General features: G+C 60.1%; 16 protein-coding genes and 1 pseudogene. 2 read left to right on the top strand and 15 right to left on the bottom strand.

Translation table 11 applies throughout. The features are described from left to right. Positions 1-319 precede the first annotated feature (319 nt). The 10 genes from NKH23_RS13755 to NKH23_RS13710 all read right to left on the bottom strand — a co-directional run bounded on the left by NKH23_RS13755 (position 320) and on the right by NKH23_RS13710 (position 16,639). The gene (locus NKH23_RS13755) at positions 320-790 is read right to left on the bottom strand and encodes an acyl-CoA thioesterase (protein WP_353034925.1); all 471 of its coding nucleotides are present in this window, start codon (positions 788-790) and stop codon (positions 320-322) included. After that, positions 787-6,390, bottom strand: a complete 5,604-nt coding sequence (locus NKH23_RS13750; protein ID WP_353034923.1) for an SDR family NAD(P)-dependent oxidoreductase — start codon at positions 6,388-6,390, stop codon at positions 787-789. The genes NKH23_RS13755 and NKH23_RS13750 overlap by 4 nt, the downstream gene beginning before the upstream one ends. Further along, the gene (locus NKH23_RS13745; RefSeq protein WP_353034921.1) at positions 6,390-7,382 is read right to left on the bottom strand and encodes an enediyne biosynthesis protein UnbU; all 993 of its coding nucleotides are present in this window, start codon (positions 7,380-7,382) and stop codon (positions 6,390-6,392) included. Before NKH23_RS13745 ends, NKH23_RS13750 begins: the two co-directional genes overlap by 1 nt. Continuing rightward, entirely contained in the window at positions 7,382-9,346 is a 1,965-nt protein-coding gene (locus NKH23_RS13740; RefSeq protein ID WP_353034919.1) for a CRTAC1 family protein, read from the bottom strand. The genes NKH23_RS13745 and NKH23_RS13740 overlap by 1 nt, the downstream gene beginning before the upstream one ends. Next, entirely contained in the window at positions 9,343-10,332 is a 990-nt protein-coding gene (locus NKH23_RS13735; protein ID WP_353034917.1) for a DUF1702 family protein, read from the bottom strand. Before NKH23_RS13735 ends, NKH23_RS13740 begins: the two co-directional genes overlap by 4 nt. Before the next feature lie 433 nt (positions 10,333-10,765). After that, positions 10,766-11,437 carry a DUF6008 family protein gene (locus NKH23_RS13730; RefSeq protein WP_353034915.1) on the bottom strand — a complete coding sequence of 224 codons (672 nt, stop codon included), beginning with the start codon at positions 11,435-11,437 and terminating at the stop codon, positions 10,766-10,768. A 448-nt stretch (positions 11,438-11,885) separates the two neighbouring features. Beyond that, on the bottom strand, positions 11,886-12,611 hold the full coding sequence (locus tag NKH23_RS13725) for an AfsR/SARP family transcriptional regulator (RefSeq protein ID WP_353034913.1): 726 nt from the start codon (positions 12,609-12,611) through the stop codon (positions 11,886-11,888). 266 nt (positions 12,612-12,877) lie between these two features. Further along, on the bottom strand, positions 12,878-13,216 hold the full coding sequence (locus NKH23_RS13720; protein WP_353034911.1) for a hypothetical protein: 339 nt from the start codon (positions 13,214-13,216) through the stop codon (positions 12,878-12,880). Between the two features lie 264 nt (positions 13,217-13,480). Then, positions 13,481-15,103 carry an amidohydrolase family protein gene (locus NKH23_RS13715; RefSeq protein ID WP_353034909.1) on the bottom strand — a complete coding sequence of 541 codons (1,623 nt, stop codon included), beginning with the start codon at positions 15,101-15,103 and terminating at the stop codon, positions 13,481-13,483. Positions 15,104-15,919: 816 nt separating this feature from the next. Continuing rightward, the gene (locus tag NKH23_RS13710; protein WP_353034907.1) at positions 15,920-16,639 is read right to left on the bottom strand and encodes a hypothetical protein; all 720 of its coding nucleotides are present in this window, start codon (positions 16,637-16,639) and stop codon (positions 15,920-15,922) included. Between the two features lie 144 nt (positions 16,640-16,783). On the opposite strand from NKH23_RS13710, the gene NKH23_RS13705 reads away from it, so the two are divergent. Then, complete coding sequence (locus NKH23_RS13705; protein WP_352617894.1) at positions 16,784-17,032, top strand: helix-turn-helix domain-containing protein; 249 nt, start codon at positions 16,784-16,786, stop codon at positions 17,030-17,032. A gap of 183 nt (positions 17,033-17,215) precedes the next feature. Here NKH23_RS13705 and NKH23_RS13700 read toward each other — a convergent pair whose 3' ends face one another. The 5 genes and pseudogenes from NKH23_RS13700 to dcm form a co-directional block, all read right to left on the bottom strand. Further along, positions 17,216-19,336 carry a DUF3363 domain-containing protein gene (locus NKH23_RS13700; protein WP_353034905.1) on the bottom strand — a complete coding sequence of 707 codons (2,121 nt, stop codon included), beginning with the start codon at positions 19,334-19,336 and terminating at the stop codon, positions 17,216-17,218. A 670-nt stretch (positions 19,337-20,006) separates the two neighbouring features. Further along, positions 20,007-20,999 (bottom strand): annotated as a pseudogene (locus NKH23_RS13695) (IS110 family RNA-guided transposase). Positions 21,000-21,175: 176 nt separating this feature from the next. Then, a complete protein-coding gene (locus tag NKH23_RS13690) occupies positions 21,176-22,402 on the bottom strand; it encodes a type II restriction endonuclease (protein ID WP_353034903.1) in 1,227 nt (408 codons plus the stop codon). Then, positions 22,399-22,854, bottom strand: a complete 456-nt coding sequence (locus NKH23_RS13685; protein WP_353034901.1) for a very short patch repair endonuclease — start codon at positions 22,852-22,854, stop codon at positions 22,399-22,401. The genes NKH23_RS13690 and NKH23_RS13685 overlap by 4 nt, the downstream gene beginning before the upstream one ends. Continuing rightward, positions 22,847-24,112 carry a DNA (cytosine-5-)-methyltransferase gene (gene dcm, locus NKH23_RS13680; RefSeq protein WP_353034899.1) on the bottom strand — a complete coding sequence of 422 codons (1,266 nt, stop codon included), beginning with the start codon at positions 24,110-24,112 and terminating at the stop codon, positions 22,847-22,849. Before dcm ends, NKH23_RS13685 begins: the two co-directional genes overlap by 8 nt. Positions 24,113-24,794: 682 nt before the next feature. Between dcm and NKH23_RS13675 the strand changes: the two genes are divergently transcribed. Next, the gene (locus tag NKH23_RS13675) at positions 24,795-26,660 is read left to right on the top strand and encodes a sigma-70 family RNA polymerase sigma factor (protein WP_353034897.1); all 1,866 of its coding nucleotides are present in this window, start codon (positions 24,795-24,797) and stop codon (positions 26,658-26,660) included. Positions 26,661-26,705 lie beyond the last annotated feature (45 nt).

The raw sequence follows: 26,705 nt of genomic DNA, 5'->3' as shown, positions 1-26,705 counted from the left end.
TAGATGACAGGGATGTTGGGCCTGTCGATGCAGACAGACAAAAGGATCACGGCTGTCTAGCGACGCAATCACCACTCGATTTCGTAGGGTTGGACGCGAACACAATTCCGCACGAATGGACGAGCGCGAGCAATCTGCTCACCACCTATCGCCTGATTTTCAGGTCTCTTTCGATCAGGCGTGTCACATGCGGCTGCAGGACTTTCGGCGCCATATCGTGACTGTCGCGTGGCCATCCGCGAAGCACAGCAGGCGACTCAGATCCTGTCAGCGCTCGGGATCAAATGCCGATAGGTCCACTTGGGATATTTTTTTGGCTTCAGGCCCGTATTGCGAATTGACCCAACGCGTCTGCAAGCGATTTTGGAGGGGCGATCGGCGACAAGCCATCCTGACCTTTGCGCATGCAGCCAATCTCCTGAAACCCTCGTGCAACAGGGATTCTTCGATCAGTCACCAATTTCGAGTACTCGAAATCCAGACCTATCCTATGCTGACGCAGATACGACAAATGCATGGCGATTTCTATTTCATCCAGCGCATAGATTTCCTCAAAGTACTGACAGCTGACGTTGATCGTCACCAATCTTAGCCCGCTATGTATTTCATCGATTACCGACGGCGCGTGCTGGGCAAGGAACATTTCCCGACAGCGGCCTTGCCAGGCAACATGACGCGCGAAATAGACGTTTCCGACGACATTGGTCTCCTCGAACGAGACCACATGTCGATAGACAAAAGGCTTCCCTGCGGGCGAGACATGCCCGGTTCGGCCAATCTGCTCATTCATGCCTGAATCCTCCGGATCGAGCTTAGAGCGATCGTTTTCCCGCTTGCCTGGTCGGGAAGGTCCACGAGCAGAAGGTCGACGCCATCAACTTGGAAGGGTTCCCCTCGGCGGAGTTCCTCTGTCGGACGAATTATGGCTTGGCGTCCCACCTTCCGACACGCTTCGATCGCTGCAAACCGGTATTGTTCCCCGCTTGCGTCACTAGTCTCCAGATCGCAGCCCATGTGGTTGTCCGCCGACAGGGCGAGTGTCATCCCTTCCCGGTGTGCGAGAGTGATAAATCCCTCGCCATTCCTCAGCATTGGCCGCCCGTCTGAACGGCGTTCTATGCTGTCTGTGATCCCAAGGATGGCGAAGGCAGAAACGCGCCGAGTTTCGCGTGTGTTCAGATCGTCGTTGATTATTGCGACCTTGATGCTGTCGTCATCGAACGCTTCCCTGGCCGAACGCTCCACGAAAGGCGCCCTTAACCAGAACTCACTCCTGAGCGCGCTGGCAATATCCACTTTGCCAATCGACCGGAAAGCCGCGCGGGTCCAGCGTTGGACACAGCGGCCTTCGCTATCCTCAACTTCGATGTCGAAAATATAGTTGCCGGATCGCACCTCGCGTTCGACAGCACGAACGAGAGCCGGCGGACCGCCGTCCATCAGGTCAACACGTTCAACCGAGACCGGCAACACGCGTTTGTGCGGGATCGTCACCTGCAACGCGTGCAGGCAGGCGTCCGCGGCACCCGGATCTCCAAGTATCAGTCGTCTTGATTCGTAGGCGCCAAACCACCCACTCCCCGCCTCGGGCAAAAGAGTTGCCACCACGTGGCGTGAACTCAGCGTCAGGAACCGGTCAATCCGTCGGAATCGGCCTTCATTAAAGAACAGCTGGCCGTATAGCGATTTCGCATCAAACCCCTGCCCGTCCAGGTGCGGGCGAGTGCTCGCTGCTAAACTGTCGGGTCGCCTGGGTAGATGCCTGAAAACGGCTCGCGCCGCCGGCGCGCTGAAGTCGTCTGCGCCCGCAGACAGGGTTACCTCGATACGACCCTCATGGCGTAATGCCGCCAGGCGAAGCGGCGTCTGCCTCATGTCCAGCTGCACTGCGCGCTCAAAAGAAGCATCCTCTATCGAGGTGATGACATCGCCATCGCACAGACACGACGCGGCTTGCGCCATTGCTTCCAGAGCCATGACGCCTGGCAGTATCGCCTGACCCGCTATGACATGATCGTCTATATAGCGGTCGCGGCCCCTCGAAATATCTGTCTCCAGGACGATTTCCTTGTTCGGATAATGAAGGAGCGGACGATCCACGTAACGCAAGGAAGGCAGATCGGCTGGACCCAGATCGAGGTCACGCGGCTGCCCGAAGCGGCTCGTCACGGCGACCGTACCTTCAGCTCCTGTCTGGATAAGTCGATCGAATTTGGCGAGTGCATCGTCGACAGAAATGGGATCGACCCCCTGGGCCATAAGGCGTTCGATAGTCCCGAGCCGCTCGCCCATGCCGATCCCGCCCCAGATCGACCATTCCAGCGCCAATGCAGAGCGACCCGCCGCCGCCTGTGCCCATGTCATGGCAGCATCCGAGAGTGCCTCGTTCGCAAGCGCGTAGTGCGCTTCGCCCTCAAGTCCGATGCGACCTATCAGGGAGCCGAAAGTGAGAACCGTTCGCAGCGATGGGCCACACAATGAGATCGCATTTGTGAACGCATCCAGCTTGGTCGCAAGGCAGCGACGCGCAGTGAACGCGTCGACTTTCGCGATCTGCATCGGTTCGTTAACCGCGGCGGCGTGGACAAGCACCGTCGGTTTCCCGATTGCACGGATTGCAGGGGCAAGTCGGGATTCCAGCTGCGAAGCGTCGCACGCGTCGGCACAGACATATGCACAGCGAACCTCCAGCTTCGCAGCCCGTTCCAGCGTCTCGGAAACTTCTTTACTCTCTGCAGACGACCGTCCCACGAGTATCAGCGCCGCGCCCTTTCTGCCCAGCTCCAGAGCGCATTCCGCTGTAATGCCGCGGCCTCCACCGATGACCACCACGACATCGCCGGCACCAACGGCTGAACCTGAAGCATCGCCTGATAGGGAGACTGGAACGAACACCGGCGACTTCAGCGACCCTTCCCTGTCAGACCGGAGTTCGGTGTATCGTCCCGATCGCGCCTGAAGTGCATTGTCAAATGCCTTGTGGTTGTCGCCTTCGGCCACGCCCAGAACACGAACCGTCTGGAATGCATTTTCGAGTGCCAGTGATCGCGCGAAGGCCGATATGGGTGCTGCGCTATGAACGATGCCCAGATTCCGGACGCCACGACGGGCAGCCTCGGCAGCGAGGGCAATCAATGACTCCGCAGTCGCCCGGGAGAATGGGCGATGCAGCCGCAGGAGCCAGCCATCGCGTGTATCGGGCAGCGCAGACAGATCCTGCTCCTCCGAAACCGCAATAGTTGACCAGATCACGGGTTCGGAGACCAGAGTGGACGGCGTCACATCAACCCAGCGCATCGAATATGTGTCCACCCACGGGCGGACCCCTGCAACACGATCAGGATCACCTTTTGCCTGACTGAACTCGCGCAGTTCGTCTAGCGCGCTGGCCAGGATGCGCGGCGTCGCATTTGCGAACTCGGTAGGCGCCTTCGGAGATCGGGCACCGACAGCTCTGGCCGCAGCAATCACGATCCGTGACACGGACAATGAGTTCAGATGCAGACTGTCCAGAAACCTGTCGTCGGGGCCGATTGATTCCTGGGGAAGGCCTGTCTGGGCTGAAATTAATGACAGAATGGCCCCAAGACTGTCGGCAATTCCCGTCTCGGCAATCACCGTCGATGGCGCGTCATCCGCGACTTGGTTGTTCGCTTTCGAATCTACCGGCGGAATTGAACTCAGGGATGGAACTTGCGTCCTGCCGGTGTCCCTTGAGCCGCATGGACTGGTCAGAAACGATGGGATAGAGGTTTCAAAGCGCCGTATGGCACGCTGGGCAAAGAGCGGCGTCGCGTCAATCTGATGCCCCCTGGCGTGAAGCTCGCCAAGGGTCCGAAGCAGTGGCGCGACCGACGCCCCGAAGGCGTCAATGGGCAAGGCCGGCACACCTGACAGTTCGGCCAGTGCGGCAAGGCCGTGACCCGGGCCTACTTCTACAAAAATGTCCGCATGTTGTTGCGCGTTTACCAGCGCCGCCTCAAAGCGCACTCTGTCGACAAGCTGGCTTGCCAAAAGCGTGCGCAGGTCAACTGTTTCATCAATCGGAACGCCCGTAACGGTTGAAAGAACGAGCTTTTGACAGGTGCCAAGAGCAACACTCTCAAGTGCCTTTCGAAACGGATCGACGGCCGGCGCCATGTCCGCGCTATGGAACGCATGCGATGTCGCAAGCCGCGTATGATCGACAGACGCGTGGTCAAGAAGCGAAACAAGGCGCTCAATCGATCGCGATGGGCCGGACAGCACGGTTTCTGCGCGACCGTTCTCGCACGCCACCGTCACATCACCGACCGACGCAGCGATTACCTCGGCGTCTGGCGAAGACAGTGCGACGCGCAGCATGCAGCCGCCAGGCACAGCATGGCGGGCCATGATCGCGCCGCGCTTCGCGGAAAGCGCAATCGCATCATTTCTGGTAAGCGCGCCGCCCCACGAAAGCGCGGAAATCTCGCCGAGACTGTGGCCAATTGCCGTCCCGGCGTTAATGCCAAGGCTGTCGAGAACTGAAAGTCCCGCCATGCTGGCGGCAACTATTGTGGGCTGCGCGACCTCGGTCGCAGTGCTCTTGTGCTGCTGATCCTTTGGCAGCAGGCGGCGGAACTTATCGGCAGCGCCAAAGCAGCGCGCCCAGAGTCCTCCATCCGTGTGCGAAGGCGCACCCTGCCCGGGAAAGATGTAGCCTATCCGAGGACGGACGCCGCCAACCCCCACGAACACACCCACTTCCCGCAAGAACACTGATCTCCCGTTCTCGAGCACGGATCTGGCATGAGATAGCCGACCAACAAGCTCTCCGGCATCTGAGGCCACAATGCCAACATTGATGCTCCCGCCGGACTGTCGCCGACAGACGGCTGCCGCAGCGTCGGAAAGTTCGGAGGTCGAGATCGACGATGCTCTCGCCAGCAGGACGTCCAGATCGCGCGCAACTTCGTCCTGCTTATCGCCCGAAAATAGGAACAGCTCCGTGTCAAAGGCGCTGGGGGCGCGCAGCGATACCGATGTCCTCCTGGGCTTGCCGACCTGCTCGATGACGATGTGCGCATTTATACCGCCGAACCCGAAACTCGAGATGCCGGCGAGACTCCCGTCAATCCGTTTTGGAATGAGGGAGGGCTGAACTCTGTTTTCTGTTTCCGCAAAGGCCGGATGCGGATCGCGGCACCCGACATGAGGCGGCAGGACACCCTGACGCAAAGCCTCGATCGCCTTTGCGAGGCCCGCAAAGCCGGCCGCGGCCTTAGTGTGGCCTATGTTTGCCTTGATTGATCCAATCAGGAGCGGATTCGTTGTCGCGCCACGCAACGAAGCCAGAGCTTGTATTTCGGTTGGGTCGCCTACAGCAGTCCCGGTGCCGTGGGCTTCTACGAAGGCCAGATCCGCCGGATCCGCGTCGGCGCCTTCGTAGGCCCTCCTGTATGCAAGAAGTTGACCTGTGCTGGATGGCCTGGTCAAACCCCCTGCTCCATCGGTTGACATTCCCCAGCCGCGGAGCACGGCCAGCCGGTCGAGACCGGCGCGGCCTGCGTCACCGTCCCGCACAATTACGGCGAACGCTCCTCCCTCTCCCGGCCAGAAGCCTCTCGAGTTGACATCGAAGACCCGCATATCGCCTTGGGCAAGCGCACCGTTTCGAGAGAATCCAACTAGCTCGAATGGATCAATGCTGAGATCAACACCGCCAACAACCACCGCATCGGCCTGATGAGACGCCAGCAGATTGGCTGCGTCAGCCACCGCAACCAGTGAAGATGCACATGCTCCGTCGACAGTGTATGCGCCGCCGCGCAAATCAAAATGGTTGGCAATTCTGCCTGCTATGGTGTTCGCCAGTCCACCGGCCAGGCTGTCCTCGTTTGGCGCCGGGAATCTTCCACGGATCTCCCGACCAAAAGCCTGCCGAAGCCTCGCTCCAACAGTCGACTCGAGGCCCTCGGCCTCGACGGCATTTGCCAGCATGGTATCAAGGAAGGGCAGCCGGTGCCTGAGCATCGCGGCCCGGCTGAATTCGCCCGTCAGCGTGTTTGCAACGATCACGGCCGTCCGGCTGCGGTCCAGTCTGTCGAGGCCCGCTTTGCTGATCGCATCAGCGGCAAGTTCAAGCGCGAGCCAATGGGCCAGGTCGGTCGCTTCAAAGGTTGTCAGCGGAACGCGAAACCGGGCGCGGTCAAATTCCCAGCCTGTAAGAAGCCCTGCCTTCACCGCCACAATTGAGTCCGCTTCGCCGAGAATGCATTCCGCGTACTGATCGAGGTCCAGCCGCTGTTTCGGGATGGCTCGAAAAGATCGGCGCCCCTCCATGGCATTTTGCCACAACTCGGCTGGGCTTGCCGCATCGGGAAACCGGCATGACAGAGAGCAGATGGCTATCCTGGTTTGCGGGTTCATCACTCACCTGGAGAGAGGGCAGCGGACCCTCGGGTTTGCCCAGGCGACCGCGCCTTGCGCGCAACATTGGCAACTGCAAGCAACGCTCCGCGCCCTGCTGTCACTGCGGTGAGAGCATAGAACAGCCCAAAAACCGTGTGGACTTCCATGAGGACAGCGTAAGCAAGTGCGACCGCAGCAGCGAAGGCAACCTGGCCGCTCGTTCTGGCAGGCGTCGTCGCCGGATCGGTGATCATGTAAAAGGTGAACAATATGAAGGCAAAGCCGGTCATTGGCACAAGACCGGATGTGATCGGTGTTCCGTTTATGGCGGCACGAATGATCGCCTGCGCAGCGAAAGCCCCAACCCAGGTGAGGATCAGCGGAATCCTGCCTGTCGCTTTCCTATTGAGGTAGCTTCCGGTTCCAACGATAACAAGCGGCAGAAGCCAGTCCACGGAACCCCACGTGTTCTCGGAGAACTGGTAGGGAGGCGCAATTCCTACCGTGGGGAATAGCAGCAGCGTTACCGTGATGCCGAAATTTGAGGGGTTGAGAAAATGTCTCAGGACGGGTCTGCCGTCTCTGCCTTGCCCCAAAGTGACCCGAAATACATACTTTGAAGCCATCGCAACGCTGGCGGCGAAAGCAACGGCGGCCAGATTGTCCGCGGCATACAAGAGCATACCAACTGCAAGTCCGCTGATGTGGGCTGGCAGCAGAAACCTGACCAGATTTAGAAACTCGCCTGCATAGCGCGGTTTGCGGCCGGCAGCGCGCGCTTCCAGTGTCTCGCCGATCAGATCTACTGAATAGGTAGTCCCAACTGAGACAAAGGGCGTTATCCACGACTGCTCGAACCCGAGAAACGCGTGGCCGACAACGTTCAGGACAGTGATGGCGAACGCGAAGCGGGATAGACCGCCCAGACGCTTCTCTGAATACCAGCGTTCCGCAACAGCTTCAAAGCGGTCAACGCGGCGGCCAGTAAGTGACGTTGTTTCGATTGACATCAACCACCACCCCTGTTCCGGGAGTTAAGCTGTGAAGCAACTGCCAGCGTATCGCCCAGGATCAGACGATGCCGCCCGGGCGTCAGCCTCATCGTCATTGTCTGCTGGCCATCGGCGTTGCGCCATTTGAACTGCACATCGAATTGTGCATCGGGGGCCACCTTGCCGAGGCCGAGGTGGATTTCAGGTGCACGCTTTCCGGCATGACCGGATCCACCGTCCACAATCGAGGTGACAATACGGCCACCTGGAAGGACGACGCGCGCTTCCGCGCCAATCGCCGGTCTTGTGGCCCCTGGCAATTCTGGCAATCCTGGCACCCTTAGGTCGACCACGATCGATTGTCCGGCATCCTTCGAAAGGTTTCTCAGGAAAACAGACGGGCTCCATTGCCGCGCAATAGCGACGGAGAGCCGACCGTCGCCGTAGACGTCGCCGGTCGCTATTCCGCGCGATACAGTTTCAGAGTCCAGCCCGAGAGACATCCATACGTCCGAATACTTCCCGTCGACCGTTGGCAGGAAGAGACGATCATGATCTCCTCCGGACAGTTCATCCCCATCGGAAAAACGAGGCCATGCGGCGGGAAACTGCAGAAGCTCGTCATTGCCCATGGCAAGTTCCTGAAGCTCGGGCCATCGGTTGGTTGCCCCCTTGACGAAGCCAATTGCCTGAAGGATAGCCGGACGTCCCGAATTCAGCAGATCCGCAAACTTGATGTCCCACCCCCAGCCACTGGTCCAGGTCCCGTATTCTGAGCTCCGGTCGATGTAAGGCGCGACATCTCTGGACCATGCGGTGTCGTCGCCATCGTTTACGAACAGGAGGTTGCTCTCAAGAAGCGCGTATGGGGATGAAATGTTGCTCACGGCAAGCGCCGGCCGGCCGTCGCCGACCAGATCTCCAAAATCAGCGCCCATCCCTTTGAATGAATCCTGACCGAGCACTTTGGAGCGTGGAACGCCAAGAGTTCTTGTTCCTTTGGCCAGCTTGAAATGCGGTGTGCCACGAGTTGACCGGTTGAGAAGAAGCCGGTCACTGCCGAAATCGTTGGCTACATAGATCTCCGGCAGGCCGCGATATTTCTGCATGTCGCCTGAAAGCGATGAGTCATCCAGATCGCGTGCGGCAAGTGCCAATGTCCAGCCGTCCGCCATCTCGTCGGTGAAGGCGGCGCTTGCGTCGTGGTAGATAACGGACGTCTTGGTCGCATCCCACCAGAGAAACAGCCGGTTTCTGCCACCGTTTTCCGCACGTGACATTGAGTGCTGCATTGCAACCGGCTTGTCCGACCGGGCATCGAGCACCCGATCGCCGTCGCGAAAGTAATTCCCGAAAACAAGGTCTGGATGACCGTCGCCATCAACGTCGGCGAGGACTGCGGAATTGGTGTTCCATATCTCCGGAGCATCAGTAATCTCGACGGGCGTGAACCCTGAGGCGTCGAAATCCGGACGTTCATTGCGGAGGAAGATCAACGGCGTTCTGCCCCAGTAGTAGACTATCAGGTCCATCCGGCCGTCCTCGTTGGCATCCGCCGGAAGACAGCCCATCGGGGCGATTGTCCGGCGATCGAAGCCTCTATCCGGAGGCTCAAGGGCAAATGGCGCGAAGCGATCGCCAGTTTGCGGAGCCGGCATCAACGTAACACTGTCGTTGCGAGGATCGACAAGGCATATGTCATCCGGCAATCCTGTTCCCTGCACATCTGCAAGCGCGATGCCGGCACCTACTGACGAGATCCAGGCTTCGATGCGCCTGAGCGAAGGATTGACATCGCGAATTGTGCGGTAAGGTCGTCCCGTGTCTGCTGGCTCGAGATAGGTCGGCGACAATCTCAGCGGTGCCGCCAGATCAGCAGACGCTTCTGCCGTCAGGTGACTTGGAGACGCTACCAGATAGAGCGCCACGGCCATCGACACAGTCGCGATCTTTGCTGCGTGTCGTAGTAGAAGGCTTTTCATTCGGCGGCCTCCAGTCGACTGACGGTCAGCGACGAAGATGTCCGGCTTCGCCAGACCTCATAGTCAGGAATATCGCGATCGCCACGGGAGAGATCCTCTCGGGATACCCGAACCCGCTCGGACAGCTCGAGCGCCGACATTTCGCAGACTGTCATCGCGGCGAGGTTGGCCGCCGGAGGTGGTACCCCGGCGCGCGCGCGCGCTTCGCAGGCGAATGCGATCCCTTGCGCGAAATGGCACCTGTTGAGCTCTGCCGCAGCAAGGGCGATCCTGAAATCAGATCGGCCACCGCAGCCGGCATAGGCCATGGCGAGACCTAGACCTGCCCAAAGATCGCGCTGTCGGGTTAAGGGAAATCGCTGGATTGTACGAACGGCATCTTCAACGGAGCCGCCGCAGGTGAACCATAGCGCGCGTCCCACCCCCTGGTCATACGCGCGCGCTGCATAGCCACTGCCGACTCTGCGCCAGAGCGACAGGACGCGACGTGGCTTGAAGTACGTGTCGTGAAAACCCATCCCGTCGAATGCAAGCCAGCGAAGGAGCGGATCGAGTGCTTTCAGTATGGGACCTCGTCGCCAGGGCAACCTTGCCATCGCCCATCCACATCCAACGTGGGCCAGATAGGTGTAATCGGGGTCAAACTCGGCCAGCAATTCGGGGAGAACTGGACGCCGCAGGGAGAGAGCATCGTGGACCGCTACCCCCATCGCACTGCCTTCAACAGCGAATCCGCGAAAGAAGGGGTCAACGTCCATGCTGGCCTGCCGCACCTCGGCTGGATCCCTGGCAAGGAGACCCTTGTTGTAACCTTCGATGAAGGCCTTACCGATCGTCTCCAGCTGAGCGGTTCGTTCCTGCGACGACGAAGCGAAACCCCGTCGTTCGAAGCCTGCTTCAAGAGGAGACAGAAGAAATGGCCGCCACAGCATCTTTGGGGGCGACAGGACCGGCGGATCAAATGGATCGAACGGAAGGGGGATCACGTCATCCCCTCGTGATCGATTTCAATTGCACGGCGATTCTCTTGTATGCGGCCTCCAAGCTAGGGACGTTGAACTTCTTTTCAAAAAGCCCGGTTGAGCTCAGTTGCTTGATCTCTCCTCGCCAGGTAGTCGGTTGACTTCCGGGGTCTCCCCAGAAACGGAGCACGAACACCTTGTCCGGCACGCTTGAGTAGGCCTTTTCTCCCACAACCAGGCTCCTTCGATTAAACGGAGTATTTCGCGCAGTGGTGTTTGCGCTCTCATCAATCTGTTGTAGCAAAATCGAAAAACGGTGGCGTGCGTCTCAAGGAATTCTCACGAATGCCTCACGACTGATGGTTCTCGAGCGCCCCCTGCGGGCCCGTGCCTGGATGCTACCCGGAATTCGGGGCTGCATCGCCGACGAACGCCGCTCACTGCAGCAGGATCTTCATCAGCTGGTCCCGGAGTCTTCCCCCTGACGCAATCTGCCGGGGATCAGTCGCAGCCCACGAAAACGGTCTGCCGGACCGACTTTGGCAAGCGCGTTCCTCATGCGCTCGTATTCCATGATGCCAAGCATTGCGAAGGGCATCGGCAGGAGGTTCATGGCAAAATGCCAGGTCACCCTGAATCCTACCGCGAAATCCCTGCTGCCGATAACACCCGCTGCCCCGAAGAGCGTGCTCATGCCTATGGGTTTTCCGACAAAGAAGGCGCTGGTCGTGAGCATGATGTGCTCGTAGAGGTGGAAGGTCTCGATGTATAAGGCCCAGCGAACCCATTTGGACGGCAGGCAGACGTAGAGGCACACAAGGCCTGTCAGAAAGATACTGTTGCCGATCAGATGCAGCACTTCCATCCCCAGCATTGTACGGCGACCGGCATCGCCGGCAGGTGCCACAACGAGCCCTATCTGCTGAACGAGGTCCATGGCCCATGGAGACATCCAGGGAGTGTCCCGGCCACAAATATTCGACCAGTCGCCAAGAACCCAGACACCAAACTGGAACGCATGCTCTGCAAAATGGCCAACCTGGAAAATCAGACCAAGAGCGGCGACCGCACCAAATACAATCTTGAAATTCCACGCTTCGGTAGTTTGAGACACATCTGAAGTGGCCATCTCGAGTTCCCCGGATCGCATTAGCCTGTTCGTCCAAGGTCGACAGCTACATCGTAGCGCTAGTACCAAAATTACCAGACCCTCACGAAATACTGCGAGGCCAAAACGTATCCCTTGATGTCGAAATTGCCGGCGCAGTCATTGCGACGGACAAAACGACCAGCGCCCTGCTTGGGCAGCAGTCCATTGATTGAATCGGACAGAATTTCCGATCAGGGGGCGTTCTGATGCAGGATGCCCGCTGAACTCAAGCCAGCTTCAACGATACGAGCGCCATCGAACGGTCTTTGTGAGCGTATCCTTGCGGCGGCTGACCGGGTGACATCACGGTGGTCTCGTCAATGAAGACACCACGGCAGGGATGTGAGACCGTTCGGCCAATAGCGCAGGGATGCGGACCTGAACAATGCCAGCATTCGTTCCCCATCGCCCAGAGGGGAATGCGAATTCAGTGCAGTCCTCGCCTTTCAAGGCACAACGCTTGCCGGATAGACTCTATGTCATCGTTGTTATCGCATTGCCGGACAAGCTGAAAGAGCCGAGCGGTATCAGGCATGGGCCCAACCCCGATGTCCAGTCGAAGGGCTCTCTGCCACCGGTCAAAGAACCTGGCTGCCTCGGCTCGCTGCTCATCCAGGCACAACAGGCCAAGCATGTTCCGAACAAAGAACTCGCGGTATGGATCAAATGACAGGACCCTGCGGCACACTGCGATGGCATCGGCGTAATGGCTTTCCCTGATATATTGGGTCAGCGCATTGTGCGCGAGTGTGACGAAACACGTATGAACTCGCTCGCGCTCTTCGACAAACAGGGCGTCTTCTTCGCCGTCGAGAAATGGCCCCTGGTACAGGTCGATTGCTGCCCTGATAGCCGCGAGCGTTGCCACCTCTTGAGAATCTGATCCGACAACCAACTTTCTTGCCAGATCGGTAACGGCGCTTGAGTCCACGTGAAGCCAGGGTTCCTGGTCCAGCACCACGTCGTCACCAATCGATCGAAGATTTCTACCACCGTTGCTGCTCGGCTCCTGACCAAGGATCTTTCGCAGGCGCCATAGCGCCGAGTTCAGGGCGGCCCGCGACCTCTCAGTGTTCATCTCCGGCCAGAAGAGATCAGCGATCCGTTCCCGCCGGTGAAGCCTGCCAGGGAATGCAAACAGGAATGCAGCCATCCTCTGCCCCGAGGGCCCAAGGTCGGAGTGAACACGCCGACCATCCACCGAGATAGCGAATGATCCCAATAGGTTGACCTGCAACACAACCCACCCCCAAGCCCCACGGACTTGCCCGCACCGACCGCTGCTTCACTTGGTCCGGCTCAATATTACTTGCCCGTCTGGCAATAATGCAGAGGTCACTCACCATAAAATCACGGATCGATCAAATCTCCCAGAAAATTTATCATACGAGGGGACGATCAGACTGGCCGCCTGACATATCACGCTGCAGTTGGAACAGCCGTGACACGCAAGTCTGAATATCCATAGCTCGCGATCTGCTGGGCGCGATCTTCGAACGCAGTAGGGTCTAATGGCGTACGCGCACGAAACCCGTCAAGCATTCGGTTATACATGCAGAACGCCGAGGCGATCAACTTTGCGCCCGGAAATTCCTTTACGAGAAGGGTGTCAGCAAGCAATCTCAGCGGCGTAGCCAAGTCTGGCGAAATCATCATCGTAGCCAGAATGCCCGGACAGTCCGGCAAGTCGTCGACTATGGGGGTTTCGGTTGCGCGAAGCGCTCTTTCAACCTGTCTCGCATGCTGCCGGCTGTCCATCGACTCCTCCTAGCCCTAGTGCCCGATCTCGAACTGGATTGCATGCACTAGAGGTCTGTTCATTCGATCAGAAGAAATTGCAAATCGATCGAATTTGACTTGTCCCCCTCTGCAAGCTCGGAGCGCCCGCGCTGTCGTTGTCCCAGTTGAGAGGCCGGGCGAGAGCAGGCAAAGCAGGGACGTGACGGCGCAGGGGCTATGGGTACCGATGGCAGACGGCTGTTTACTGCTGCAGGCAATCCCTATGCGGCCAGTACCTGCAATTCAGAGACCGCGTCGCACAAATTCAGGCAGATTGACATTCGCGCGCAGACGATGGCGAAACGATGCGTCGTCGATCTCGGTAAGGGGTGGCAGTTCAAGTCGCTTGATGAGCGTCGGATCAATTTCCGGCGCTTTTTCCATGGCTGCGCGAAGCGTCGTGAGCTGTGGCTCGAATTCAAGATCGAGGCCCCAGTGGTCAAGATCGAGCGTCTCTGTGAACAGCGCCTTTTCATCCGAGCGCGCGACAAGGAATGCAGTCTGGCGAACATATTCGCGGGCGAGTTCCGGAAGATGCTGTAGACCGTAGGTCAGCTTCGCGATTGCCGAGGCAAGCGTCAGACCGCCGAGCGTCTGGCCGCTGTCCTCGGCCAGATCGAGGGCGTATCGCCAGCCGCCGATGCGCACCGTCTCCTGCTGATCCGGCACGAACTCAAGGAGGCCCTGGCGGCCGATCCGCGGACGTCCGTCGATGACAATCACCAGGATCTGATTTTCATGAGCGTTGACAAGCTGCGAATACGGATGTTCGACGGTATCGGCCAGCACTAAAAGATCTGCGCGTTTGCCTGTCTCGATCGAGCCCAGATACCCGTCCCAGCCGAGCATTTTGGCTGGCGTGGTAGTGATCATTCGCACGAGGTCTTCGTCGGAAAACAGCCTGGCGTGTTCGTCACTGACAATCCGCGCCACTTTCAACTCACCGAGCAGATTCTTGCTGCCACTTGGTCCCCAATCCGAGCCGAGTGCGATCGGGATGCCAAGCTTTTTGGCCGTAGCAACGTCGGCAGTCTGGCCGTAAAGCAGGAAGTTGCTCAGCGGCGACCAGACCATGCCAGCCGCCGCGGTGAGGCGTTGCAAGTGCTCGGGGCGAAGCGCCACGCAGTGGATCGGAATGAGATTCCCGTTGATCGCCCATCCTTTGGCGCCGCAATCAAGGTCCAGGAAACGCTGAAGGGCATCGTCATCTGTGCCTTCGCTGAGGTGATAGAAAAACGGCCGGGGCTGTTGCAGCTTCGGCAATAAAGCAGTTTCAATCTCGTCAGCGCGATAGTCGAGCGTTTGTCCTTCCGCCTTCGGCCATGCGGCGTCCAACGGCGCTTCGACATTGCGCACAAGGCCTTTGTAGAATTCTCCATTACCCGAGAGACCTTGCGCCGTAGTCACGCCGCCAAAGAGCGAGCGGCACTCGACATAACGCACAATCGCGCGCTGGTAATCCAGATCGGTGTTCTTGCCCAGAACCGTTGCCGGCCAGCTCACCTCCGGCAGATAACGGGCGAAATCGTTGCGCCAGATGTTCCGGTTTGAATATCGCTGAGGGACTTCCCAGAGGGGCAGCATATTGTAGCCGAGGTGATTGTGCAGTTCGATGAGTCCCGGGTAGATTGTCCCTTTCGTGTCGACTGGCGTTACGGCTGCGAATTCTGCCGGGATTCCGGTCTTGTCATCAACGACTGCAGCAATCGTGTTGCCCCTTATGCAAACGTAGCCGGCGCTATGGATTGTCGATCCGGCGTCAAGCGTAACCACCCGTCCCGCCAATACAGTCAGCACTGGTCCTGCCGCATCCAAGGCAAGTGCTGCTTCGGGTGTTGCGCCGTCTTGTCTTCTGAATGTTCCCACGAGACCCCCCTTGGATTGATTTCTCAAGATCCTATCACAGACGATGCTTAATACTGCCAAGAATGCATAATCGAACGGAAGTCTTCAGCCCTCGCGCGATACCGGCAAGGCCGGACTCGAGCACCTCGGACACGCCTCGGGGCCAGATGAACGGACACCCTATCGGACCAGCCCCTCGCAAGCGCAATGCGCAGTCGTCTCTGCCTCGCCTTTTCGCACGACGGAATGTCCCATTTCCAGGACGACAGGCCTGGACGACTTTTCAAGGTCGACAGCTCTCGCGTTCATAGCTCCTGAATCAAGCAACTCGGAGTCAATGATGGAAATCGCCTTCCTTCTGGATATGGACGGGGTTCTTGTACGCGGGGTGTACGCGGGGGAGCTCCTGTCGAGGGTTCTGTCGACTTTGTCAGGACCCTAGTGGAAGATATACGGGCCTTCCAGATCTTCACGAATAATTCCAGGTACACCCCTGAGGATCACGCGCACCGTGCAGCCAAGCATTTATCGTGTCCGGGAAGGGCATGGAGGTCGCGAACGCCTGACCGGGCGCGTGCCGAAGTCGAAAGGTGTAAATAGTTTTGGTGATCGCTGCCGAACCAACGGGTGAACCCTCCTCGATTTCCGGAGCCCGGAAATTCGAAGAGCTTGCGGAGCCGTTGCGTCGCGAGCGAAAGTCTCGGCACGTTATCGCTTGAGTCGCAAAAATGTGTGGGCTAATAGGTGCAGCCGCGAGATCGTGCTGTCGCAGACGTGATGCGATCGGGCACCAGGACGACGGTTTTGAAGGTCTTCACATCTCACCTTCATCTTTCGTCAATTAGGTGCGGAACAGCCGCCAGCCCACCGCCTGCGGACCTTGGATCGCTGCTTGCCATGAAAGAACTGTTCCGGCATCATCGGGTCGGCGATGCGCATCAGATCGCTGAGCGCCGAGCGGATTTGCGGCCAGGGAAACTCGCGGCATTCTTCGCAGGCCTCGCCCTCACGCAATAAAGCATCGAGCTTGCCCGCGACACCGGCGAGCGTCGTGGCGGGGGTGGTGGAGAACGCCTCCAGCAGATCCTCCGCCCGCTCGCCAGCCTCGCGCTCGGCCCTGAGCGCGGCGGTGTAGCCGCCCTCTTCGGCAGCCGCGTCCCAGCGGGCCTGATGTGCCGCGAAATCTGCTTGAGCCTTCTCCCGGAGAGCCGCAATATCCGGCCCTTTGCCGAGCACTTCGTTGAGCGTCTCGATCGAGTGGACCGTCACGTCCTCACCGTTGGGCAGGCGGACGGTCACACGAGGAAAGCCCACGCTCTCGACAAGCTTTGTTTCCAGGCGCTGCTGCCGGCGGCAATGCCGCTCGGCCGACCCGCGGGTCATCTCCCATTCGCGCCAAAGCGCCATCGCAGGGTCGGAGAGCATGCTGGTTGCTGCTACATTCCCGGGAAGCGCATTCTTCTCAAGTATCAAAGCGGTGGACGTGATCATTCCTCCCGTAAGCACTTGTCGGCGAGTGACGAAAGGCAGAGTCATGGTATTGTCGGAATCAGCCATGATCCGAGCTCCTGGCTTGGTTGTGGTCAGGCTGCTGAGGGTGGTTGCACACCAACAGCAGCCGCTTTCAAGCAAAAATCGTATCAGAGATACGATAATGAAAATGTCGCGATGGATCAACAAGAATCGTATCACGGTTACGAAATGAACGCGGTTCAATGCAAGATGGCACGCGTCGCATTGGGCTGGGGAACTCGAGAACTAGCCATAAACGCAAACGTATCTCCTGATACCATCGCCCGGTTAGAAAGAGGCGAGCAGTTAAAGAATTCAACCCTCGCCGAAATTCGTGCAGTCTTCGAAGCGGCCGGGATCGAATTCATCCCGGAGAACGGAGGCGGTGCTGGTGTTCGCCTGGCGCGTCGATCTGACGGTACAAAGGGCAAGCTGTGACCGTGGATTGACCGGCTACCTGTCGCATGAGGTGCAAGGAGAACGGAAGTCGCACATAGGTGTCCGGCCTGTGGAGCGGATGCGCGATGCCGGGGTGGGCCGTGAGTGCCTGACAGATGCAGGAACAGAATTCATCGTACAGAGCGGCAGCGGACCTGAAATGAGTTTCGGACGGACCGACCCTCACATGCCGATCCCCATGGCGCGCTTTCTGCCGAAGCTCCAGTCGATGCCGCCGCTGTTTTGAACGAGGCCGGTGATGTGCTGGCCAATGCGCTTGTCGAGCATCGGCTGCCAGGGAACGAGCTGAAAGCCGATGCCATCGTCCAGCATGGCGAAGCGGCCGCTGGCAAGACGGACCGATCCAAGGAGCGTGCCGCTGACATGGTTGCCGGGCTGGACGGGCGCGAAGGTGAGGCCGCGCGCAGCGGCCATTTCCTTGCCGACGCGCGCCACCTCCTGGCGCTCCAGCGTGGCTGCAAGGTCGCGCGAGAAGGTGATGGTCCCGGTAGTCGCATCGCGTGCGGCATGACCCATCCCGACGAGCTGGGCAGCCCGTCTGTCGAGCGCGTTGTCCACGTCGAGACCAAAGCCTGACCTCACCAGCGGCACAGGGTTCTTGGCGGTAAGCTCCCGGTCGAGCCAGGTAGCACCGTCGCTGCCGATCTGCGCGTCAAGATCGAGCGTCGAGAGCACGCGGACGGAGAAGTCCTTTCCGCGGTCGCGGGCATCATAGGCGATGCCGCGCTCGGACAGGTCTTTTGGAACGCGCCAGTGGTCTTCGTCGATGCGCTCGACATGGCCGGCCCGGCGCAGCGCTTCGAGACGGCGGATATGGAAGCGGACGAAGGCATCCGGGTCCTTGCCCTGCTCCAAAAATGTCTCGCGGATCGCCTCCAGGTGTGTTCTCGGGCGATAGATGCCATCGTCGCCCGCTACGACGCCGATGTTGCGGTCGGCCGCACGCGGCTCCTCCTTCGGCAGGATCGGATCGAGCGCCACGATATGGCCGCGCTGGACGTCGTCGAGCTTTGCCGCATTAGCAGTCTCGACATAGTGGGTGCGCCCGTCGACGCCATCCATGACCAGCGACAGCCGGTCACTCATCTCGTCGCCGGCAAGGCCCTTGGCGAGCACACGGCCGACGACCGGCTCGGTGATGGTCTGCCGGTGCATGACATATTGGGCGGGGCCTCTCTCATGCGTGAGGCCGTGCTCCTCCAGTGCCCGGTGCATGGTCTTGATGATGTCGTTGCGCTCGCCAAGCGCCCGCAGCGTGCTTTCGGCTTTGTCGGAAACGACCCAACGGCCGGGCTCGATCTCGCTCGCCAGGCCGAAGTGCTCCAGTGTCTTCGCCCGATCGATCAGCAGGTAGCGGTTGCTGGAAATGGTGTAGCTGTCGCTGGCATTGGGACGCAGGTCGACAAGATCGTGCTCCTGCTGTTCGGCGATCAGCATGCGGTCGAGCCGGGTCAGCCGTTCGGCCCCGACCTCGTTGGCCAGCTTGCGGGCGACCTCAATCTCGCTTTGCAGCCCGAGTTCCCGTTCCACCAGCTCGCTTGCCCGGTGGCGGATGCCATGGGCGATGTAGTCGCCGGCGATGTTCAGGATCTTGCCGTCGTCGGTGACGCCGCGCACCAGGATGTGGGTATGCGGATGACCGGTATTGTGATGGTCGACAGCGATCCAGTCGAGGCGCGTGCTGAGGTCGGTCTCCATCTGTCGCATGAGATCGCGGGTGAAGGAGCGCAGGTCTTCCATCTCGGCGGCATCCTCCGGCGCGACGATGAAGCGGAACTGGTGCCGGTCGCCGCGGCCGCGCTCGACGAAGGCCTTGCCATCGGCCTCGTCGTCGACGGCCGAGTATACCCTGCCCTTCTCGCCGCCCCTGGTCACGCCGTCGCGCTGGAGATAACGCAGATGCGCATCGACGGCCTTGCTCGTCGTCATGAACTTTCGGCCGCGCCCGCTCGTCCCCTTGCCTCGCCCTGGCAGCTTGACGACGCGCGCCTTCACCACGACGCGACGGGAACGAAAGCGCACGCCATTGCCGTCCTGGCGCCAGCCGCCGGCGTCCTTTGGCAACCCTGCCGCCACCTTGCTGCCGCGGCCGCGGGCATTGAAGCGGCCACTCTCCTTCCCGCGACCGCTGCTTGCGCCCAAGCGATTGGGATTGCCGCCTTGCTTGCGGATGGCAATCTCGACCTGGCGCACGAAGGGCAGCGTGCGCGCATTGACCGGCGCGCCGCCATCCCGCGTCCGGCCGGTGCGAACCTGGAACCTGTCGCCGTCACGATCTGCCATGACGACAGCATCGGCAGTCGGATTTCGCGCTTCAAGATGGCTGGATTGCCAAGTGTGCTATGGCGCACAAAGACTTGCTGCGGCGTAAAACGGCGGATCGCACATCGCTGCGACACCACAGTCTTGCGTTTCAGATCAATAGCATAGCCGATAATTGTAAGCCCCGCACCTCACGTCATTCCGCTTGGCGCTCGCATACGCCGGAAAAAACAATGTGCAGACAGATACTTACGAGTGAAGCGAGGGCGAGCGCCAGCTCGCTTTATCTTGCCGTCTTAATCGGTTGCGCTTTTCTAGACTTGAATCCCATCGTCGTTCCTTTTCCAAACTACGATAATACACTATTCTATGCTCGATGCCACGATTCCGCAGTCTGGCGTTGAGTTCGGATGTGCCGTGCAGTCTTCCGCGCTCTGCGACGGGGTGTTTTGGCTGCACGAATGCAGCGCTCGAACCGTCGTGGCGCATTTTTCCATCGGTCTGACGGAGCATCGTCACAGGCAATCGAGCGCGGTCCGGCCGTCTGTCGATCGGCGCGGCCGCAGGCAAGAAAATTTGCGTTCCGTCGTTCCTGGTCTGCATCGGTCCTCATCCGCCGGAGCGGATCTCTTGGTTCAGATGGCGTCCGTCAGCGTGCCGGCGCCATGCGCTTCAACTCTCGGTCTTCTGCTCACCGATGCGCTCCGAGCAGCTTGCGGGCGTTGTCATGGGCACGCCGGCCGGCATCCGCCTGGCTTCCCGCCGGATCGCCGACATAGAACGTGCCGTCGCTCCACATCGCGTGCATGATCACTGCCAGCTTGCGCGCCACAGCCACGCAGGCCTTGCGGTGGCAGGAGCGTTTGGCGACGCCTGGCCCCATCTCTTGATCTTGTCGCAGCCCTTGAAGCGCGTCATCAACCCCGACGCCGCCTCGTAAAGCGAGCGTCGTACATCAGCATCGCCGGCTTTCGATATGCGACCCTGAACGTTGATCGAGGTGCCCGACTGCCAGCGCCGCGAGGTCAGCCCGAAGTAGGCCGCGACGTCGCGTGAGCGGCGGAAGCGCGACGGATCATCGATGGCCGTCATGAACGAAAGTGCCGTGACGGGGCCAACGCCGGGGATCGCCATGAAGCGTCGGCATAGCTCGCTGCGTGCCACTATTTTGACGACGAGATCGTGCAGCCGGCAGTACTGTTTCCACAGCGCTGCGCGCGCCGACAGCATGGCGTCCATCAGTTCAGCGGACAGCGGATCGTCCGCCACGGCCGCGCGGACCGCTTGCTCAAAGGACCCTCGCCCGACCTTGCTGAGCCGGATGCCGAACGACTTCAGCGAGTGTCGGATGGCGTTCTCCAAGTCGAGGAACTTGGCCTTCAGATTGCGCCGGTGCGTCAGCAGAAGCTTCGTCCGGTAACAGCTTTCCGACTTGATATGAGCTTGTCGGAACCAGCCGGTGCGCATGATATGGGCGATGCCGGGCACATCGGCCTTATAGGTCTTGTTGCGCTGCGCCGACGTCGCGGTGCGCACATGCACCAGGCAGATCGTCGGCAGACCGAGTTTTCTCAAGCTCCGGATGCAGCGACGGCGACAGCGATCCCGCATCGGGATCGCCACAGCCGCCGCCTCGAGATGCACCGCCATGATCGTCGACGACGCAAACTGCCGTCTCGTCCATCGCTACATCGAGTCCTTGATGATCTGAAGGCTGCAGGCGTCGCGGATACTGGCAAAAGATTGTCTACGCTGAAAGCCGCATCGACGAGTTGACAAGATCGTCCATGCCACCGCCTGAAGGCCGCCGGAACTTCCCTCCCCGCTTGCGAAGTCCAACGGCATCTAAGAGACCAGCCTCTATCGTGGCTGGCGACTACTAACAAGCTGAACAAAATCCATGAGAGTCATCAGCCACGACCGCTGGCTGTCCCGATAGGTCTCATGGAGTTTCGCAGGCAGCACCAGCTGGAGGCGCTCGGCCTTCATCTGGTCGGTCTGGTTCTCGGATATGGCCGGCTCAAGTGTCAGCAGATGCTTGGACGGAATCCGTGCCGCCTCCGGAAGCACCTGACGCCAGCGGTCTTTCAGCGTCGATTTGGAGGCCAGCATCGTCAGCAGGTCTGGAGAAAAGCCGGGATCACTGTACTCGGCATGACCGGGAAACAAAAAATCCGGCCTGTTGCGGTTTTCGCTCTTCGCACCGCGCGAAAACCGGATCGACCGCGCCTGGAACAGCGCTTCCAGATGATGCTCCGGCGACTGCCCGGCCCGTGACTTCCGACGGTTCTGCACGCTCAGGGAAAATGCAAGAAAGCCGTCCACGTCAGCGACCTCATCGTCGCCTACAAATCCGTTGCGCAGCCGCTCTGCAACAATGTGGCGCTCCAGTCGCCGGAACAGAAGCTCTTCCCGCTCCAGCCACGCCATAAGAACCGCGTCCGGATCGTCCAGTGCCGAGACACCGGCGAGAGAAGTCCGTGCAAGCTGCGAGAATTCCCGCGTACCAGGGAACTTCATGCCAAATCTTTCAATGAGCATGTCAAGTTCGCCGGCCTCCGGCTCTTCGAAATCGATGCCAAGCTCGTCAAGGATATACCGCGCCGCAAAGTCGACGGTTGCGGCCTGGTCCTCGGTAATTTCGCGGCCGGTGAACTGGAGTTCGGGCTGGTCCTCCAGACCGAAAAGCCACAGCAGCTGGTTCTGGACGGTGCTGTCGGCGCGCGTGACAATCGTCATCGCCGAACCGTCGCGAAGCAGGGCGACAAACAGCGTATCGCCATCCTTCATCAGGTCGGTCACGTCGTTTGCGTAGTAATAGAGGTGGTATTCGGTCCGCGTCGCGTGCTTTCTGCGTGCATCGTACCAGCTCAGCATGCCGTCGGCTGCCACACCTTCCTGTTCCTCCCCGAGCCATATGAACCGCGTCGGGATCTTTTTTCGGTCGGCATCGCCCATCAGTGCACGGAGGGTGCGGGAACTGTTGAACTCATGCTGGTTTGAACCGTCCGGTGTGGTTTCGACCATGCTCAGCCGCTTGACGGCCACACCTTCGAAGTAATCAGAGAGCAGGCCGCGCCTGATCATTCCCGCCCTCTCACGGTGAGCTGTAGCTCACCGGACTCAAGCCAGGCGGCGCACCGGGCGATTACATCGTCCAGGGCAAGGGCAGTTCGTCCACGGATGGCGCACTCCCAGACGACCCCGCAGCGCCATCCAAGCCCGGCCAGGGCGCGTTCGGCTGCGTCATCCCGCTCCCGGTTGCGGGCGATTTTTTCGCGCCAGAATTCAGGCCGTGTTCCTGGCAGCCGGAAGAGATGGCAGTCGTGCCCATGCCAGAAACAGCCGTGCGCGAACAGGACCGCGCGGCGGCGCGGAAACACCATGTCGGGCCGGCCAGGCAGGCGCCGGTCATGGAGCCGGTAGCGGAATCCGCCCGCATGAAGGGCTAACCGCAGGATCATTTCGGGCCTGGTATTGACGCCCCTGATGCCGGCCATCATCCGGCTGCGCACCTCGGGCGAAACAATGTCAGCCATTGGCCGCGAGGGCCCTGTCTTCATCGGGCCGTGTGACCCTGCGGACAAGCGGAGACGGTCCGGCGGTGGGCGTGCGCCCCAGCGCAACCTCCAGATAGGGCCGGATGGCCTGCGCGACAAACTCGACCACAGGCACCACCACGGCGTTGCCGAACTGCCTGTAGGCCTGTGTGTCAGAAACGTTGATGCGGAAAGGACGGTCGGGACGCTCGAAGCCCATGAGCCTTGCGCATTCCAGAGGTGTCAGCCGCCGCGGCCGTCGGCCGGGCTGGTCAATCAGGACTTCGGATCCGTCCTTGTAATAGCGCGCCGACAGGGTCCGGGAGACGTCGTCGGGACCAAACAGGCTGAAACCGAAGCCATTGCCTGCGGCACGATGCTTTTCCCTGTAACCCTGCAGATATTCCCACAGGCGTGGCGTCAGGGTGTATTTCGGGTCGACCTCGTCATGATCCTGGAGGATGGTCCGCAGCTTCGGCCCCGAGCCTGGTTTCGGCAGCACCAGCGCCTCAAAATCGAAATCGGTCGGGTCCCTGAAACCGACGATGAATATCCGCTCCCGTTTCTGGGGCACCCATGGCTCGGAGCTGATGACACGGTGCTGGACGTGGTACCCCAGCTCGTTGCGCAGCACGTTGGTGATGGTAGCGAAGGTGCGCCCCTGGTCGTGGCTTTCAAGATTCTTCACGTTCTCCAGGACAAACGCGGCTGGCCTGTGATGTGCAATGATCTGCGCGGTGTCGAAAAACAGGGTGCCCTGCGTGTCGCACAGGAAACCGTGCGGCCTGCCCAGGGCATTTTTCTTGGATACGCCGGCGATCGAGAACGGCTGACACGGAAAGCCCGCCAGAAGCACCTCATGTTCGGGCACCTTCTCCGGGTTCTTCGAATACTCCCGCACGTCGCCACCGATCGGGTGATTGTCCGGAAAATTCAGCGCGTAGGTCTTCTGGCAGCCAGGATCCCATTCAGACGTAAACACGCAGCGTCCGCCGATGGTTTCGAAACCCATCCTGAGGCCGCCGATGCCGGCGAAGAGATCAATGAACCGGAATCCGACTGGTGACTGTTCGACCGGCGCAAGCCGCTTGCGGGCAGCTTCCCTGAGCGTGCGCATGGCGAGCCTGCTTGGCTCGCTCCTGCCCTCCTCGTAGCGGTAGACGGTGCGCAGGGCCACCTCGAGAAGGCTGGCCGCCTCTTCCAGCGTCAGACCTGCCTGGTCCCGGATTCTAGTGAATTCTGTACGTCTGGCGCGCATCGGATGCTCCGAATCATTGCTGTGTCATTTTTTGACAGCCTGACACTGGATGTCCTAACGGGCAATGAATTTTGTTCTCTTTTTGTTCATTAGCGTGCCTGCATCCACATGTTTAGTACTGTGGGCTTCCGATCCCCGCTTTGCCCGTCAGAGTCCTGCCTTAGGCAGGACTGGTTCCGCCGCGCCAGCGGCCCCAGGAGAAAGGGCGCACAAGGCGGAGGCAATGAAATGTCCGCAAGACAGACAGGTCCATTTCATTGCCAGAGCCAGTTCGTGACCTCGAGACCGGTTAACGGGGCGCCGAAGGAGCGTCAGCATGGCGACGCCGCAGGCGGGACGCGGGGCCGCCGCCCCCTGCGAGAGGTGCCATATGAAGCGGCTGGTCTACCTCGTGGCGGGCTGAAGGCACCCGTTGAGCCGGAGCCTGGCGTTGCAACTGGACCAGACACGAGGTCCCCTGCGGAGCGCTCCGGCGGCCCCGAACGGTCCGGACAGCGTAGTGTCTGCCCCGGCAGGCCCTTGGCTTGCAGATGCTGTGGAATTTCTTGCGCTGGCAGGTGAACGGCAAGTCCGGGAAAAGTAGACCGCACGCTTCCCATGACCTTCTTCTTGCTATAAATCGGGTTTGGGAAATATTGGGGGGATTTTGACATGATGCTGCCGACACGCGGCAGGCGGTTCCGTGCTTGACTCGGTCGGCACCGTAGCGGTTTCGCCGCTGTTCAGGCTCGCGCTTTCGAAAGGCCCCGAGAGCTCCATCCTTTTGCACCTCAGGCGCGGAGCGGCTGTCAATGGCCGTGACGCGTCAGGGCGAACGCCGTTGATGATCGCGGCCGCGCTTGGACGTGAAGACATCTGTGCCCTTCTGTTGGACGAAGGGGCGGAAGCATCGCTCAGGGATCCTGGCGGCCTGACTGCTGCCGAGCTTGCCACAAGGGCAGGATACCGGGAAGTCGGGCATTATCTTGCGCAGGTGGCTCTGGCGGATACTGTGCTTGACCAGCGGGCCATTGACGACTTCCGCGCCCCCGAGCCAGAAACCGGCGCCCCGGGATGGGAGCCCGAGCAGGATTTCCAGCCGCCAGAAAGAAAACAGGCCCCCGACGAGAGCGTTCTGGCTCTCCAGGCAGCCATTTCATCGCATCGGGCAAGGGTCGATGACGACGACTGGTCGTCTGCCGAAATCTCCCTGCCCGATACATCCTCCGCCGGCCGGACCCTAGTCCTGCCTGAGCAGGCGGTCATGATTCTGGCCGATGCGATTGCCAGCGGATGGATCTCGGGCCGTAGCCTGCGGCAGGCCTGGCCGGAGGCTACGGTCGATCAGCGGCTCCTGTTCAGACTGATTGTCCAGCAGGCCGGCGTCAGGATTGTTCCGGGGAAACTCGCAGCCACGTTCCTGAGCCGGGGCGCGGTTTTTGCTGACCGGCATGACAGGGAGCTTGCCAAGGCAGCAATCAGCCAGCTTGAGGACGAGCTGAACAGTCTTGCTGCTGCCGAACGATACATTGCCGACATCCGTTCGTATTCTGCCTTCAGCCCCGAACGCGAACAGCAGATATTCATGAAACTGGAACAGTCACGCAAGGAAGTGACTGACGCAGTGAAACGCTGCCTCCATCTGCTCGGTAGCATCGAGACTGCCACCACACCTGATGAAAGCGGCGATGAGCCGGAAGACCCGGACAGTGTAACACCCGTGCCCGGTGCAGACGTTCCCCGGGATGACACAGAACTGGCTGCCGCAGATGCTGGTGCAGGGACCCTGCCCTATGAAGCCCTTTTCAGGGCGGTGGAACAAGCCGGCATCTACCGGCACGATCCGGTCGTTGTAGCGCTGTCGGACGCGCTCGAAAAATACTGCGCGGCACGCAACCGCGCGATGGAAGGCGGTCTGAAACTCGTGCCGTGGATCGCGCGAAAGTACAGCAGGAGGGGGCTGCCGCTGGACGATCTTGTCCAGGAAGGGAATCTCGGCCTGATGCGCGCTGTCGAAAAATTCGATCCGCTCAAGGGAGCGCGATTTGGAACATATGCGTCCCTCTGGATTCGCCAGCGGATGCTCCGGGCCGTCGACGACCAGTCGCGCGTGATCCGCCTGCCGGTGCACCTCGGCGAGCGGCTGAAGAAAATCATGCGACTGCGTGAACGTTCACGCGCCGAGTTCAACCGGGACGCTACCGTCGCTGAAGTGGTACAGAAGATAGAAGGTACGCCAGACATCGCAAAACGCCTTCTCAACATCCCAGCGACCGTAAGGCGGAAGATTTCTGACAGACTCGCTGATGAAACCGTTTGCCCGCCGGATCGCCGCCACGATGCGGCGTGCCTTCGCAGGCTGATCGGAAGTATCCTCGCGCAACTCTCGCCCCGCAGTGAGCGGGTAATCCGGCTGCGTTTCGGGCTGGCGAATGTCGATGACCATACGCTTGAGGAGGTCGGAGATCTGTTTGGGGTCACCCGTGAGCGGATCCGCCAGATCGAGGCCAAGGCTATCAAGATCCTGAGACATCCCAATCGCTCAAGTGCGCTGCAGCCATTCCTTTGACAGCAACTGTTCCGCCACGTTCAAGAAACGCTCCACCACGTGCCA

The organism is Mesorhizobium sp. M1328, from assembly GCF_040318075.1.
Taxonomy (GTDB): domain Bacteria; phylum Pseudomonadota; class Alphaproteobacteria; order Rhizobiales; family Rhizobiaceae; genus Mesorhizobium.
Note: the sequence above shows the minus strand (reverse complement) of the source record. Positions and strands in the feature narration are given on the sequence as shown.

Bases quoted from the DNA above. Each gene is read 5' to 3' on its own strand.
- NKH23_RS13740 (WP_353034919.1), bottom strand. From the start codon at position 9,346: ATGAAAAGCCTTCTACTACGACACGCAGCAAAGATCGCGACTGTGTCG.
- NKH23_RS13745 (WP_353034921.1), bottom strand. From the start codon at position 7,382: ATGTCAATCGAAACAACGTCACTTACTGGCCGCCGCGTTGACCGCTTT.
- NKH23_RS13755 (WP_353034925.1), bottom strand. From the start codon at position 790: ATGAATGAGCAGATTGGCCGAACCGGGCATGTCTCGCCCGCAGGGAAG.
- NKH23_RS13690 (WP_353034903.1), bottom strand. From the start codon at position 22,402: ATGATCAGGCGCGGCCTGCTCTCTGATTACTTCGAAGGTGTGGCCGTC.
- NKH23_RS13750 (WP_353034923.1), bottom strand. From the start codon at position 6,390: ATGAACCCGCAAACCAGGATAGCCATCTGCTCTCTGTCATGCCGGTTT.
- NKH23_RS13710 (WP_353034907.1), bottom strand. From the start codon at position 16,639: ATGGCTGATTCCGACAATACCATGACTCTGCCTTTCGTCACTCGCCGA.
- NKH23_RS13685 (WP_353034901.1), bottom strand. From the start codon at position 22,854: ATGGCTGACATTGTTTCGCCCGAGGTGCGCAGCCGGATGATGGCCGGC.
- dcm (WP_353034899.1), bottom strand. From the start codon at position 24,112: ATGCGCGCCAGACGTACAGAATTCACTAGAATCCGGGACCAGGCAGGT.
- NKH23_RS13730 (WP_353034915.1), bottom strand. From the start codon at position 11,437: ATGGCCACTTCAGATGTGTCTCAAACTACCGAAGCGTGGAATTTCAAG.
- NKH23_RS13700 (WP_353034905.1), bottom strand. From the start codon at position 19,336: ATGGCAGATCGTGACGGCGACAGGTTCCAGGTTCGCACCGGCCGGACG.
- NKH23_RS13705 (WP_352617894.1), top strand. From the start codon at position 16,784: ATGAACGCGGTTCAATGCAAGATGGCACGCGTCGCATTGGGCTGGGGA.
- NKH23_RS13720 (WP_353034911.1), bottom strand. From the start codon at position 13,216: ATGGACAGCCGGCAGCATGCGAGACAGGTTGAAAGAGCGCTTCGCGCA.
- NKH23_RS13725 (WP_353034913.1), bottom strand. From the start codon at position 12,611: ATGGCTGCATTCCTGTTTGCATTCCCTGGCAGGCTTCACCGGCGGGAA.